The sequence below is a fragment of the Kocuria sp. ZOR0020 genome (genome assembly GCF_000800955.1).
Taxonomy (GTDB): Bacteria; Actinomycetota; Actinomycetes; order Actinomycetales; family Micrococcaceae; genus Kocuria; species Kocuria subflava.
This window is the reverse complement of record NZ_JROX01000346.1, coordinates 1-494: the sequence shown is the minus strand read 5'-3', so window position 1 is coordinate 494 and position 494 is coordinate 1. Positions and strand designations below refer to the sequence as shown.

The following is a 494-nucleotide window of genomic DNA, read 5'->3' as shown; positions in this document are numbered from 1 at the left end:
ATCTAAACGATTAAATCAAGATAGTATAAACAAATTCATAAAAGAAAAAAATGGAATTAAGTATTGACAAATATAAAATAATTTGATATCATGATATAAGAAAAGGAGAAATAAATGAAAATTTACTATGTGGCACTAACAACTGATAAAGACACAGTGGCTAAAAATTATAGCGGAAAACGATTATCTCTTTATACAAAAAAACACGAAGCTATTAAGACTTGTGTTTTATTAAATTATCAATGGGAGCTATTTTTCGGAAATGGAGCAAAAGAAGAAAAGCCGTTCAAAGTTTATTGCGTAGAATCAGAGCCAATGGAGGTAACTAGTGACTAAATTGAGAAAAAACCAGGTGGCATTAGTCGTAGGATTAAAAAAGGTTATAAATTGAGAGGCATGAAAGTTGAATTTATTTGATAAAGTAAGTACAGCTAAGGAGCTTAATAGGTTTAAGGCTTGACTTTTCAAGTCTTTTTTGTTATTATATACTAAAG

General features: G+C 28.5%; 1 protein-coding gene. It reads left to right on the top strand.

Annotation, left to right across the window (positions count from 1 at the left end; translation table 11 throughout):
* Positions 1 to 114: 114 nt before the first annotated feature.
* The gene (locus L979_RS16065) at positions 115 to 336 is read left to right on the top strand and encodes a hypothetical protein (protein ID WP_036851104.1); all 222 of its coding nucleotides are present in this window, start codon (positions 115 to 117) and stop codon (positions 334 to 336) included.
* Positions 337 to 494 lie beyond the last annotated feature (158 nt).